The organism is Sphingomonas sp. Leaf242, assembly GCF_001422045.1.
Classification (GTDB): Bacteria; Pseudomonadota; Alphaproteobacteria; order Sphingomonadales; family Sphingomonadaceae; genus Sphingomonas.
This window is the reverse complement of the sequence record NZ_LMLW01000008.1, coordinates 384789-398132: the sequence shown is the minus strand read 5'-3', so window position 1 is coordinate 398132 and position 13344 is coordinate 384789. Positions and strand designations below refer to the sequence as shown.

Genomic DNA, 13344 nt, shown 5'->3' with positions numbered 1-13344 from the left:
GTCCCCGGAACAAGCCCGGGGTGACGCAGCAAGCAGGGATGGCGCCCCTTTTCCCGTTCGCCCTGAGCGTAGTCGAAGGGCATGCCCAACGCGCAAGTGCTTTGACTGCGCTCAGCACGAACGGGGGAGGGCTGCGTCACGTACAGCATCCGGTGCCAACCCCTCGACGCCCCCGCGGCAAGAACGGTAAGGGAGGGCAGAAATCTCTGAAAGCCCGACCGATGTTCGACCTCGAAGCCTATCTCCTCCGTGTCGCGATGCCCGCGCGGCCCACGCTCGACTCGATCGGTCTCGGCCGCCTCCAGCACGCGCACCGTCTCTCGATCCCGTTCGAGGATCTCGACGTCGTCCTCGGCCGCGGCATCGCGATCGACAGCACATCCGTCTTCGCCAAGCTCGTCACCGCCCGCCGCGGCGGCTATTGCTTCGAGCATAACCGCCTCTTCCTGGACGCCCTCGCGGAACTCGGCTTCACCGCCCGCCCGTTGTTAGCCCGCGTTTGGATCGCTGCGACCGACGTACCGCCGCTCACCCACACCTTCGCGCTGGTGACGATCGACGGCCAGGACTGGATCGCCGACACCGGCTTCGGCGGCAGCTACACGCCCGTCCTCCCGCTAGCAGATGGCGCGGAGGGCACAGCTCCGGACGGCGCCCGCTTCCGCCTCGAAGCAACCGAACAAGGCTGGATACTCCTCCGCGACGGCGATCCGATGACGACCGACGGACGCGGGATCGGCGAGGGGTTCCAGCCGCAATACAGCTTCACGCTCGCGCAAGTGTTCGACGCGGATCTCGCGCTGTCGAACCACTGGACCTCGACCGCACCGTCCAGCCGCTTTACCCACACCCCGATCGCCAGCATCGTCCTGCCGAACGGCTTCGCGTCGCTGATCGGGCGCAACTACCGCCGGCGTTCGGGGACGGATACGACCGTCGGCGAGATCACCGATCCCCGCGTGTACCGTATCCGCATGAGCCTGTTGTTCGGGATCGACCTGAGCGTCGAGGATGTCGCTGCGCTGGGATTGTTCTGAAGCGCGGGCGCGGGCTCCGAGTATCGCCCCGAACCCCCACCGTTCGTGCTGAGTAGCGACCGAGTAGCTCCTTCAGGAACGTATCGAGGGTGCGTATCGAAGCATCGGTTCCGCTCGCCAGCCTGTCCTTCGATACGTCCTCTCGATACGCGGCTTCGCCACTACTCGATGACTACTCGGGACGAACGGACGGGGGGACGAACGGACGGGGACGAGGTTCACGAATGGGCGAGACGGTCCGAAATCAGGCCCGTTCGTGCTCCAGCAGATCATGTGCATCCAACCCCAACAGATCGATATGCCCCAATATCCTGGGCCACTGCGTCGTCACGAAATTTTCGCGCTCTGCCACCCGCAACGCCTCCGCCGCACCCGGCATCACGAACATCCCGACCCCGCGCCGTACCTCGACATAGCCGTCGTCCTGGAAGCTCTGATACGCCTTGGCGACCGTCAGCGGGTTCGCACCCTGCTCGGCGGCAAACGCGCGCACCGACGGCAATTGGTCGCCCGCGCGATAGTCGCCGCGAAGTATCCCCGCAGCGATCGTGCTGCGGAGGCGGATATATACGGGGCTGTCGTCGCTGCTGAGCGCTGTCATGCTGTTCTAATACAGCAATTAGCTCCAAAGTCGAGCCTTACGAGCCCCAATGGCTTACCAGCCGTGCCATATCGGGGCGGGGCCGTTCGTCGAGCGCGCGCGACGGCGTGCCGATGAACATGAACCCGGCGATCCGCTCCGCCGCCGACCCAAACGCGTCGCGCACCAGGTCGGAATAGGCCGGCCATCCCGTCAGCCAGCCGCCCGCAAAGCCCTCCGCATGCACCGCGTGAAGCAGGTTCATGCACGCAGCCCCGGCCGAAAGCTCCTGCTCCCACAACGGAATCTTGCTCTCCTTCGGCGACGACAGCACGACCACCAGCGTCGGCGCCTGGTGCGCGAACTGGTCGAGCGACTCGAGTTCGGTCCGCGACGCCGAAGGCCGCTCCGCCAGATACGCGTCCGTGATCAGCGTCGACAGCGCCGCGCGGTGCTCGTCGCCGACCACCACGAACCGCCACGGCGCGAGCTTGCCGTGATCGGGCGTCCGCGCCGCAATCTCGAGGATCGTCGCCAGCTGGTAGGAATCGGGGCCGGGCGCGATCAAATCGCGCGGCTTTCCCGATCGACGGGTGGCGAGCAGCGAGAGCGGCGTGGAGCGATCGTTGAGCATGCCCCGGCAGATAGGCCCTGATGTGCGATATTTACAGTCCGGGCTTTGTCGTTAAGTTGCGCGCGATCGAGCGCCCGTCAGCGGCGCACCAAGGAGCTTCATCACCACATGGCCAACCCCCACGCGATCAGGGGCAGCGGCGTTCCTGCCGATGCGAAGACGTTTTTCGGGCACCCGCGCGGGCTGTTCATGCTGTTCTTCGTCGAGCTGTGGGAGCGCTTTTCGTTCTACGGCATGCGGGCGATCCTGGTGCTGTATCTCACCAAGCATTTCCTGTTCGGCGATGAGCCGTCCTACGCGATCTACGGCGCCTATACCTCGATGGTGTACATCACGCCGATCATCGGCGGCTATCTGTCCGACCGCTTCCTGGGGCCACGGAAAGCGGTGCTCGCGGGCGGCATCTTCATCACGCTCGGCCATCTGCTGCTGGCGATCGTCGAGGCGCCGCAGGGCGTGCACGGCGCGGCACTCAACGGCTTCTATCTCGGTCTCGCCTTCATCATCGTCGGCACCGGCTTCCTGAAGGCGAACATCTCGGTGCTTGTCGGCAAGCTCTACGCACGCGAGGACATGCGGCGCGATGGGGCGTTCTCGATCTTCTACATGGGGATCAACACCGGCGCGTTCGTCGGCCCGATCGCGGTCGGCATCCTCGGCGAGACGGTCGGCTGGTCGTACGGTTTCGGCGCAGCGGGTATCGGCATGGCGCTCGGGCTGGTCATGTTCATCCTGTTCCAGCGCGAGCTGCACGGTGTCGGCGAAGCGCCCGACGCCGCCGTGCTCGCGTCGAAGCCGGTTGCCGGGCTGTCGATCGAATGGCTGATCTATCTCGGCGGGATCGTCGGCGTCGCCGTCTCGTGGTGGCTGGTGCGCAGCCAGGGCGTCGTCGGTACCGCGCTGATCGTCGCGTCGCTCGTCACCGTCGGCTACATCCTGTGGACCGCGGTCGCGAAGCTGCCGCGCATCGACCGAGACCGGATCTTCGCCGCGCTGTTCCTGATCGCGCTGGCGCCGCTGTTCTGGGCGCTGTTCGAGCAGACCGGATCGTCGCTGAACGTCTACACCGACCAGTCGGTCGACCGCGTCGTGTTCGGCTGGACTATCCCCGCCTCGGTGTTCCAGTCGGTCAATCCGTTCTTCATCATCACGCTCGCGCCGGTATTCGCGGCGCTCTGGACCAGGCTCGGCAAGGCCGGGTTCGAGCCGAGCGCACCGTTCAAGTTCGGCATCGGCCTGATCCTCGTCGGCGCCGGCTTCTTCGCGCTGACGCTCGGCGCGCCGGCACAGGGCCTGACCCCAGCGATCTTCGTCGTGCTGCTCTACATGCTGCACTCGATGGCCGAGCTCTGCTTCTCGCCGATCGGCCTGTCGTCGATGACGCGACTGTCGGTACCGAGCATGACCGGGCTGATGATGGGCACGTGGTTCCTGGCGACCGCAGGCGGCAATTTCCTCGCCGGCCTGATCGCGCAGGCGACCGGCGGCGAGGGGGCTGGCGTCGGGCGGGTGCTCGAAGTGTACGGCCGGATCGGCTGGTTCGCGATCGGCGTCGGCGTGGTCGTGCTGGTGCTCGCGCCGTTCGTGACCAAGCTGATGCATCTCGACCAGATGGGCGCGGTCGATCACGCGATGGCCGGCCAGAACGAACTCGGCGAGCCCGGTGCCGCCGGCCTCGACACCCGCGGCGAGCAGGTACCGCGAGGCTGACGCAAAATTCCCCTCCCGCTTGCGGGAGGGGTTAGGGGAGGGGACGAAGTACGTACCGGCGTCCGGTCTATGAGGCACGCCCCTCCCCCAACCCCTCCCGCAGGCGGGAGGGGAGAAGATCAGATCCGCGTCATCGACAGCGCCTTCTCGCCGTAACGCGGCCCAGCCGTCCCGCCCCGCGGCGCCGCCGCATCCAGCTTCGCCAGATCGTCCGCCGACAGCTTCACGTCCGCCGCCTTCATGCTGTCCTCCAGCGTAACCCGGCGCTTCGACCCCGGGATCGGCACGATATCGTCGCCCTGCGCCAGCAACCACGCGAGCGCGACCTGCGCCGGGCTCGCCCCATGCGTATCGGCGATCGACTTAACCACCGCGACCATCTCCATGTTCTTGGCGAAGTTCTCCTCCGAATAGCGCGGATCGTTCCGCCGATAATCGCCCTCGGGCAGATCCGACCGCGCAGTAATCTGCCCCGTCAGGAAGCCCCGCCCGAGCGGCGAATACGGCACGAACCCGATCCCGAGTTCGCGGCACAACGGCAGGATCTCGTCCTCCACGTCCCGCTCCCACAGCGAATATTCGCTCTGCAACGCCGCGATCGGATGCGTCGCCGCAGCCCGCCGGATCGTGTCGAGCCCAGCCTCCGACAACCCGAGATGCCGCACCTTGCCCTCGCGAACGAGGTCCGCCATCGCGCCGACCGTATCCTCGATCGGCACGCCCGGATCGACGCGGTGCTGGTACAGCAGGTCGATCATCTCGACCCCCAGCCGCTTCAGCGATCCCTCGCAAGACCGCCGCACGTTGGCCGGAGTCGAGTCCACCCCCGTCATCCCGTTCTCGTCATAGCGGAAGCCGAACTTGGTCGCGATCACGACGCCGTCGCGCTTGCCGCGGATCGCCTTGCCGAGCAGTTCCTCGTTGACCAGCGGCCCATAGATCTCGGCGGTATCGAACAGCGTCACGCCCAGCTCGATCGCGCGGTGGATCGTCGCGATGCTCTCGTCGGCGTTCGCCTCGCCGTACATGCCCTTGCCGATGCCGGCCATCGGCATGCAGCCGAGACCCAGCGCGGAAACCTCGAAATCAGGGCCGAGCGTGCGATACTTCATGGGTGTTCTCCTGAGCGCCGACGCGATCGGACCGCGCTGCGACGGAGATGGTAACGGCGGTGTCCATCGTCACGTTCCCGACGGTGCGAAACAGGTCGGGTATGGTCTCGACTGCGATGAGCAGACCCAGCACCTCGAGCGGGATGCCCATCGCCAGCGCCACCGGCGCGACCGAGGCAACGAAGCTGATCGTGCCGGGCAACGAGATCGACCCCATCGTCGTGATCGCCGCGGTCGCCACGCCCGCCGCCATCTGTCCCGGCCCGATCGGCAACCCCAGCCAGTGCGCGACGTACAGCGCGACCGCCAGGTTCATCGCCGGGCTGGTCGCGCGGAACACCGCGACCGACAGCGGCAGGACGATTCCGGCGGTGGCGGGCGACGCACCGAGATCGGTCGAGGCCTTCAACATCGCCGGCAGCGAGGCGAGCGACGACTGCGTGCTGATCGCCACCGCCTGCGCCGGCGCGACCGCACGCGCAAAGCTAAGGAAGCTAACCCGCCCGCCAATCATCCCGATCGGATAGGCGCAGAGCAGGACGATGAAGCCGATCGCCGAGACGCAGACGATATAGTGCAGAAGCGCGCCGAACGCCGCCGTCCCCGTGCGCGCACCGACCCCGTAGGCGAGCGCGAAGATCCCGATCGGCGCCAGTTTCAGCACCCATGTGATGATGATCAACAGCGCGTCGACCACCGCCTGGAAGAAGCCGGTCAGGACGCGGCGACGATCGTCGGGCAGCTTCGTCACGGCGAACGCGAACGTCAGCGCGAAGACGGTGAGCGGCAGGAACGAGTCGCTGGAGGCTGCGGCGACGATGTTGGTCGGCACGATCGTATCGAAGAACGCGCCGATCCCCGGCACCGGCCCGACCGGCGCAGCACCCGTCAGTGCGGCACGCAACGCGGAGCCTAACGCGTGCGGCAGTGGGAAGGCGTCGAGGATCAACGGCATGACCAGTGCCGACATGATCGTCGTGCTCCACAGGATGACGACGATCATCACCATCGCGCGAACGGTGATCCGCCCGGCGCGCGCCGCCTCGGTGGTCGCGCCGATGCCGGTCACGAGCAGCCCGACGACCAGCGGCACGATCACCATCTGCAACCCGTGCAGCCATGCCGACCCGATCGGCTGGGTCACCGCCGTCGCCGCGATCGCGTTCGCCGGCGACCACGCCGCCGCGGCGATTCCCATCGCGATGCCGCCGATCAGCGCGGCGAGAATCCGTGTAGTCTGCGACATGCTCGCCCTTCGTGGTCTACCGCGCTATCAACGGCATAGAACCCCGATACCGGACGGAAAGCACGCGCGATGGCAAGAAAATATTTCGGCACCGACGGCATTCGTGGTGCCACCAACGTCTCGCCGATGACCGCGGCAATGGCGATGAAGGTCGGCATGGCCGCCGGCGCGTATTTCCAGCGCGGCGATCACCGCCACCGCGTCGTGATCGGCAAGGACACGCGGCTGTCGGGCTATATGCTAGAATCGGCACTGGTCGCGGGCTTCACCAGCGTTGGCATGGACGTCGTCATGGTCGGACCGATGCCGACGCCGGCGGTGGCTATGCTGACCCAGTCGATGCGCGCCGACATCGGCGTGATGATCTCCGCCAGCCACAACCCCTATGCGGACAACGGCATCAAGCTGTTCGGCCCCGACGGCTACAAGCTGTCGGACGAGGCCGAGGCAGCGATTGAGGCGCTCATCGACGGCGAGATACCGCTCGTCCCCTCGGGCCAGATCGGCCGCGCGCGGCGGATCGAGGACGCGCAGGGGCGTTACATCCACTTCGCCAAGTCGACCTTCCCGGAGAATCTCCGCCTCGACGGGATGCGCGTGGTGCTCGATTGCGCGAACGGTGCCGCCTACAAGGTCGCACCGTCGGCCTTGTGGGAACTCGGCGCCGACGTCGTCGCGATCGGCGTCACCCCCAACGGCACCAACATCAACGACGGCGTCGGCTCGACCGCCCCGCAGGCGCTTGCCGAGACGGTGGTCGCCAGCGGCGCCGACATCGGCATCGCGCTCGACGGCGACGCCGACCGGCTGATCGTGGTCGACGAGACCGGCACGATCGTCGACGGCGACCAACTGATGGCGACGATCGCAGCCAGCTGGGCACGGCAGGGACGGCTCGCGGGTGGCGGACTGGTCGCGACGGTGATGTCCAACCTCGGCCTCGAACGCCATCTCGCCGCGCAAGGGCTGGGCCTTGTCCGCACCGCGGTCGGCGATCGCCACGTGCTGGAGAAGATGCGCTCCAGCGGCTATAATGTCGGCGGCGAACAGTCGGGCCACATCATCCTCAGCGACTATGCGACCACCGGCGACGGTCTCGTCGCGGCGCTCCAGATCCTGGCCGAGGTCAAGCGCTCGGGCGCCCCGGCCAGCGAAGTGCTCCACCGCTTCGAGCCCCTGCCGCAGCTGCTCAAGAACGTCCGCTTCGCCGGCGGCAAGCCGCTCGATCACGACGCGGTCAAGGCGGTGATCGCCGAGGCCGAAGCCGAACTCGCCGGCAAGGGACGGCTCGTCATCCGCCCGTCGGGCACCGAACCGGTGATCCGCGTGATGGCGGAGGGCGACGATCTCGCGCAGGTCGAACAGGTCGTCGACCGGATCTGCGACGCCGTACGAAAGGCCGCCGCCTGATGCTCGAGATGCGCCCCAGCTGCGAACGCTGCACCACCGAGCTTCCAGCGGACGCACCCGGCGCGTTCATCTGCTCGTTCGAATGCACCTTCTGCGCGGAATGCGCCGACGCACTCGACGAGCGGTGTCCGAACTGCGGCGGGGAATTGCTGGATCGTCCGACGAGGCTAGGTGAAGCGCCACCGCAAAAGCCGGAGGGCGCGCGGCGACACTAGGCGCCGTTCGGGCAAGCACCACCTAGCTCCTTACTGCCACCTCAACCCCTTCTACCACCCCGGCCGCTTCTACCACCCCGGCGAAGGCCGGGGCCCAATTGGAAAGGTCGAGGTAACGGAACGCTACCCTCGGTTAGCAACGCTTCCCAATTGGGCCCCGGCCTCCGCCGGGGTGGTTAAAGGGGGCATACCGCTGTCCTACATCTCACCAGGTATGACATAGCCCAGCATATGACCGCCAACCGCGCCAAACCCCGCTCAGCGACCCCAAACGGCGCCCAAACGAAACCGTGCTTTCTATACTTCACTTTTCCCGCGGCTCTCCAATGACCGCCAGAATCCTCATAATAGCCGGCTCCGACTCGGGCGGCGGCGCCGGCATCCAGGCGGATATCAAGACCGTGACGATGCTCGGCGGCCACGCAATGACCGCCGTCACCGCGATCACCGCACAGAACACGCTCGGCGTGCAGTCGGTCCACCAGATCCCGACCGAGATCGTCCTCGCGCAGATAGACTCCGTCGTCTCGGACATCGGCATCGACGCCGTAAAGATCGGCATGATCGGCTCGGCCGAAACCGCCAACGCCGTCGCCGCATATCTCGAACGCCTTTCCCCCCTCCCTGAAAGGGAGGGGCCGGGGGTGGGTAGGCCGCTGCGCGAGCGCGACACCAGCCCCAAGCCAACCCACCCCCAATCCCTCCCTTCCAGGGGGGGGAGCAGACTCCCCATCATCTTCGATCCGGTGATGATCGCCACCTCCGGCTCGGTCCTCGCAGACAGCGACACGATCGCCGCCTTCACCCGCCTCATGCGGATCGCCACGCTCGTAACCCCCAACCTCCCCGAACTCGCAGCGCTCGGCGGGGAAGCCGCAATCCGCGCCCTCGGCCAAGCCGTCCTCGTCAAAGGCGGCCACGCCGAAGGCCCCCACATCACCGACCGCCTCGTCACCAACGCCGGCGAAAGCCGCTGGACCAACCCCCGCATCGAAACCCGCCACGCGCATGGCACCGGCTGCACGCTCGCCAGCGGCATCGCCACCGGCCTCGCCCAGGGCCTGCCGCTCGACGCCGCAATCGAGCGCGCCATCGCGTTCGTCCGCGCCGCACTTGCCAGCGCACCGGGGCTGGGCGCAGGGCACGGCCCGATGGGGCACGCACTCGGCACCAGCCCGTTCGACCAGTGGAAAGACCGCCAATGCCCGGCATGAAACACGAAAAGCTCTGCGTCGGCCCCGTCGCCGGTGTCGACGAAGCCGGCCGCGGTCCCCTCGCCGGACCGGTCGTGGCCGCCGCCGTGATCCTCCCGGCAAAAGGCGTACCCCGCGGCATCGACGATTCGAAGAAGCTCTCCGCCTCCGAACGCGAACGGCTCTGCGCCCGTCTCAAAGGCTGCGCGATCGTCGGCATCGGCATTGTCGAGCCCGAAGAGATCGACACGCTCAACATCTACTGGGCGACGATGAAGGCAATGACCCTCGCGGTCGACGCGCTGGCGGTCGAACTCGGCCAGGCCCCCGGCCACGTCCTGGTCGACGGCAACCGTTTGCCCCGCTGGACCTACCCCGCAACCCCGCTCGTCGGCGGCGACGCGAAGTCGCTGTCGATCGCCGCCGCCTCGATCGTCGCCAAGCACACGCGCGACCTCATCATGATCGCCGCGGCGGACGTGCATCCCGAATATAACTGGCATTCGAACAAGGGTTACGGCTGCGCCCACCACATGAAGGCGCTCCGCGATCACGGCCCCACGCCGATTCACCGCCGCAGTTTCGCGCCCGTCGCCGCCGCCTATCTCGCCCGCGAGGGACTTTTCGCACAGGAAACGACGAGCTGAGTCTTTCGCGCCACACCCCAAGGGCTTGAGCCGCGAGTCTCCCATGACTCAACATCTGGGCAACGAAGACTCGTTTGGTCGCAGCGACGGAATCGGACCGAAACGCCGTTAACGAATGTTTGCTTGACGGAGTCGGACAATTCCGCCGCTATGGGCATCGACAAGGGGCGGAAAACATGGGTTTGATCGACACGATCGCACGGCCGCGTGCGAAAAAAACAGTGGAGCCGGCGGTTCAAGCCGTTCTTCCGCTCGACCAGATCCTGCGCGGCGACTGCATCGAGCGCATGAAGGCGCTCCCGTCGAAGTCGATCGACATGATCTTCGCCGACCCGCCCTACAACCTCCAGCTCGGCGGCGAACTCTATCGTCCCGACGGCAGCCACGTCGACGCGGTCACCGACGACTGGGACAAGTTCGACACCTTCGCCGCGTATGACCGCTTCACCCGCGCCTGGCTCCAGGAAGCGCGCCGCATCCTCAAGGACGACGGGTCGCTCTGGGTCATCGGCAGCTACCACAACATCTTCCGCGTCGGCGCGGCGGTGCAGGATCTGGGTTACTGGATCCTCAACGACATCGTCTGGCGCAAGACCAACCCGATGCCCAATTTCCGCGGCACCCGCTTCACCAACGCGCACGAGACGCTGATCTGGGCATCGAAGGGCGAGAAGGCGAAATACCACTTCAACTACCGCGCGATGAAGACGCTCAACGACGAGCTCCAGATGCGCAGTGACTGGGAATTCCCGACCTGCGGCGGCGCCGAGCGGCTGAAGAAGAACGGCACCAAAGTCCACCCGACCCAGAAGCCCGAGGCGCTGCTCTACCGCATCCTGCTGGCCTGCACGAAACCCGGCGATGTCGTGCTCGATCCGTTCTTCGGCACCGGCACCACCGGCGCGGTCGCCAAGCGTCTCGGTCGGAGCTGGATCGGCATCGACCGCGAAGGCGATTACATCGAGGCCGCGCAGGAGCGGATCGAGGCCGCACTGCCGCTCGATGAGTCGGCACTCGCGACGATGATGAGCCCGCGCACGCAGCCCAAGGTCGCGTTTGGCGTGCTGGTCGAGAACGCGTACCTCGCCCCCGGCGCGGTGCTGACCGACTCGAAGCGCCGCTGGCGCGCGACGATCCGCGCGGATGGCTCGCTGCTCAGCGACTGCGGCACGATCGGCTCGATCCACAAACTCGGCTCGACCCTCCAGAACGCCCCCGCCTGCAACGGCTGGAGCTTCTGGCATTACGAAAGCGACAAGGGGCTGAAACCGATCGACGACCTCCGCCAGACGTATCTGCTGGCGACGACGGTCTGAAGCCCTCGTCATGCCGGGCTTGTTCCGGCATCCACGGTTCCGCGAAATCACAGACGTTGGATATGCGGAACGGTGGACCCCGGAACAGGTCCGGGGTGACGAAAGATCGTAGCGAATAGATCATGACCAACCTCCACCTCCGCCCCGTCCAGTTCGTCGACACCCCGATCGGCCACGAAGACGGCAGCGTCGCGCGCCTCGCGGGCGGCCTGCAATGGTTCGCCGCCTACGAGGTGACCGAAACCCGCACCCGCCGCACCATCCCCGTCGCCGAAATCGCAACGCTGGGCGAACGCGCCGCGCACCTCCACGCCGCCATCACCGCCCCGCGCGCGCGCCTCCAGCTCGGCGAACGCACGCTCCGCTTCGACCAGCCGATCGTCGCCGGCATCCTCAACGTCACCCCCGACAGCTTCTCCGACGGCGGCAAGCATGTCGACGACCCCGCCGCAGCAGCAGCAGCCGGTATCGACATGGCCGCCGCCGGCGCGACGCTGATCGACGTCGGGGGCGAATCCACTCGCCCCGGCGCGCCCGCGGTATGGGAAGGCGACGAGATCGCGCGGCTCGTCCCCGTCGTCGAGCGCCTCGCGCGCGCCGGTGCGATCGTCTCGGTCGACACGCGCAAGGCCGCCGTCATGGAGGCCACGCTCGCCGCCGGCGCGCACATCGTCAACGACGTCGCTGCACTTCTCTGGGACGATCGTGCGCTCGACGTGGTCGCAAAAAGTGGCTGCCCCGTCGTCCTGATGCACTCACCCGACCCCAAGAAAGGCGGACACGGCGATGGCGGCTACGCCAACGTCCTCACCGATGTCTTCGACTGGCTCGAAGCGCGCATTGCAACGGTCGTCGCTAGCGGTGTCGACCGATCGAGGATCATCGTCGATCCCGGCATTGGCTTTGGCAAGACACTCGCCGAGAATCTCGCGCTGCTCAACGGCCTGACGATCTTCCACGGTCTCGGCTGCCCGATCATGCTCGGCGCCAGCCGCAAGCGCCTCATCGGTGCGCTCTCGAACGAAGCGCCCGTCGACCAACGCCTCGCCGGCTCACTCGCGCTGGCGCTGAAAGGCGCGGAGGCGGGCGTCCAGATCCTCCGCGTCCACGACGTCGCCGAAACGGTGCAGGCAGTGAAGATCTGGCGCGGCCTGCGCGATCAGTCGCTCGTTGGCGGCTAAGCGGGGCGGCTGATCGTCGCTGCATTGCAGCGAAACGCCACTTCGCGCATTAAAAGCCCTGTAAACAAGGGAGCTTTCGTTTGATCGTCACTGCAACACCGCGCTTCAGTCAGATCCTGAGCGAGGTCTGGCGCCCGCTGCTCGGCCTGTTCGTCTGGGACGTGATCGTCACGATCACCTATTACGTCCTGCCGTTCCACGCGCCCGCGCTCCCCCTGACGCTGTTCGGTACCGCACTCGCGCTGTTCCTCGGCTTCCGCGACAATTCCGCCTATCAGCGCTGGTGGGAAAGCCGTGGACTCTGGGGCCTGATGATCAACGCCTCGCGCAACCTAGCGCGTATGGCGCGCAACATGTTGCCCGAACCCGAGGGTCACGACATGAAGCGGACCATCGTGCTCCGCCAGATCGCCTATGTGAACGCGCTGCGCTGCCAGTTGCGCAAGCAGCCCGCACCGCCCGAGGTGCTGCGCTTCCTGTCGAAGGAGGAGGCATCGTTCGCGCTCGAGCGCACCAATATCGCCAACGGCCTGCTCGACGGCACTGGTCGGCGGATCGATATCGCGCGGCGCAACGGCTGGATCGACACCATCCAGCAGATGCAGTTCGAGTCCATCCTCGTCGATATCGCCAACGCGCAGGGCGGCATGGAGCGGATCAAGAACACGCCGCTGCCCAATCAATACCGCTTCTTCCCGAGCCTGTTCACGCGACTGTTCTGCGTGTTGCTGCCGATCGGTCTGGTCGAGACGCTGGGCTATGCGACGCCGGTCGGCTCGACGATCGCCGGGCTGATGTTCCTCGCGGTGCTGCAGATCGGCGACGATCTGGTCGATCCGTTTGCCGACACGATCCACGACGTGCCGCTGAACGCGATGTGCCGGACGATCGAGATCGACCTGCTCCAGGCGATCGGCGATCCAGCGCCCGAGCCGCTGACGCCCGACAAGGGCGTGCTCTGGTAACGCTCTTGTCAGGCATGCACCGACGTACATTTGCGGCCTAGGCGGGAGCCGCCAAATCTCGAGGTGCCTCGGATGCGGCCCGCAAGACGCAGCCGAGA

13 protein-coding genes are annotated in these 13344 nt (G+C 66.7%); 9 read left to right on the top strand and 4 right to left on the bottom strand.

The window, feature by feature from the left end; all coding sequences use genetic code 11:
- Positions 1-221 precede the first annotated feature (221 nt).
- Positions 222-1037: an arylamine N-acetyltransferase family protein gene (locus tag ASF09_RS09750; protein WP_060526029.1), complete on the top strand. Its 816-nt coding sequence runs from the start codon at positions 222-224 to the stop codon at positions 1035-1037.
- 244 nt (positions 1038-1281) lie between these two features.
- Here the strand turns inward: ASF09_RS09750 and ASF09_RS09745 are convergent, their stop codons facing one another.
- Positions 1282-1638, bottom strand: coding sequence for a GntR family transcriptional regulator (locus tag ASF09_RS09745; protein ID WP_060526027.1), 357 nt, complete (start codon positions 1636-1638; stop codon positions 1282-1284).
- A gap of 37 nt (positions 1639-1675) precedes the next feature.
- Entirely contained in the window at positions 1676-2251 is a 576-nt protein-coding gene (locus tag ASF09_RS09740; protein WP_060526026.1) for a nitroreductase family protein, read from the bottom strand.
- A 108-nt stretch (positions 2252-2359) separates the two neighbouring features.
- Here ASF09_RS09740 and ASF09_RS09735 point away from each other — a divergent pair, with 108 nt between their 5' ends.
- Complete coding sequence (locus ASF09_RS09735; protein WP_060526025.1) at positions 2360-3961, top strand: peptide MFS transporter; 1602 nt, start codon at positions 2360-2362, stop codon at positions 3959-3961.
- Between the two features lie 119 nt (positions 3962-4080).
- Here the strand turns inward: ASF09_RS09735 and ASF09_RS09730 are convergent, their stop codons facing one another.
- Entirely contained in the window at positions 4081-5073 is a 993-nt protein-coding gene (locus ASF09_RS09730) for an aldo/keto reductase (RefSeq protein ID WP_060526023.1), read from the bottom strand.
- On the bottom strand, positions 5048-6319 hold the full coding sequence (locus tag ASF09_RS09725) for a dicarboxylate/amino acid:cation symporter (RefSeq protein WP_060526022.1): 1272 nt from the start codon (positions 6317-6319) through the stop codon (positions 5048-5050). Before ASF09_RS09725 ends, ASF09_RS09730 begins: the two co-directional genes overlap by 26 nt.
- 69 nt (positions 6320-6388) lie before the next feature.
- Between ASF09_RS09725 and glmM the strand changes: the two genes are divergently transcribed.
- From glmM to ASF09_RS09690, 7 genes are all read left to right on the top strand, one after another.
- Positions 6389-7729, top strand: a complete 1341-nt coding sequence (gene glmM, locus ASF09_RS09720; protein ID WP_060526021.1) for a phosphoglucosamine mutase — start codon at positions 6389-6391, stop codon at positions 7727-7729.
- Positions 7729-7944, top strand: a complete 216-nt coding sequence (locus ASF09_RS09715) for a DUF1272 domain-containing protein (protein ID WP_060526020.1) — start codon at positions 7729-7731, stop codon at positions 7942-7944. The genes glmM and ASF09_RS09715 overlap by 1 nt, the downstream gene beginning before the upstream one ends.
- Before the next feature lie 326 nt (positions 7945-8270).
- Positions 8271-9158 (top strand): bifunctional hydroxymethylpyrimidine kinase/phosphomethylpyrimidine kinase, encoded by an 888-nt coding sequence (gene thiD / locus ASF09_RS09710; RefSeq protein ID WP_060526019.1) that lies wholly within the window; start codon positions 8271-8273, stop codon positions 9156-9158.
- Positions 9146-9784, top strand: coding sequence for a ribonuclease HII (locus ASF09_RS09705; RefSeq protein ID WP_060526018.1), 639 nt, complete (start codon positions 9146-9148; stop codon positions 9782-9784). Before thiD ends, ASF09_RS09705 begins: the two co-directional genes overlap by 13 nt.
- A 176-nt stretch (positions 9785-9960) precedes the next feature.
- Complete coding sequence (locus ASF09_RS09700; protein WP_060526017.1) at positions 9961-11100, top strand: site-specific DNA-methyltransferase; 1140 nt, start codon at positions 9961-9963, stop codon at positions 11098-11100.
- Positions 11101-11222: 122 nt separating this feature from the next.
- On the top strand, positions 11223-12281 hold the full coding sequence (folP, locus tag ASF09_RS09695; protein WP_060526016.1) for a dihydropteroate synthase: 1059 nt from the start codon (positions 11223-11225) through the stop codon (positions 12279-12281).
- An 80-nt stretch (positions 12282-12361) separates the two neighbouring features.
- Positions 12362-13246 carry a bestrophin family protein gene (locus ASF09_RS09690; RefSeq protein ID WP_060526015.1) on the top strand — a complete coding sequence of 295 codons (885 nt, stop codon included), beginning with the start codon at positions 12362-12364 and terminating at the stop codon, positions 13244-13246.
- Positions 13247-13344: the final 98 nt, after the last annotated feature.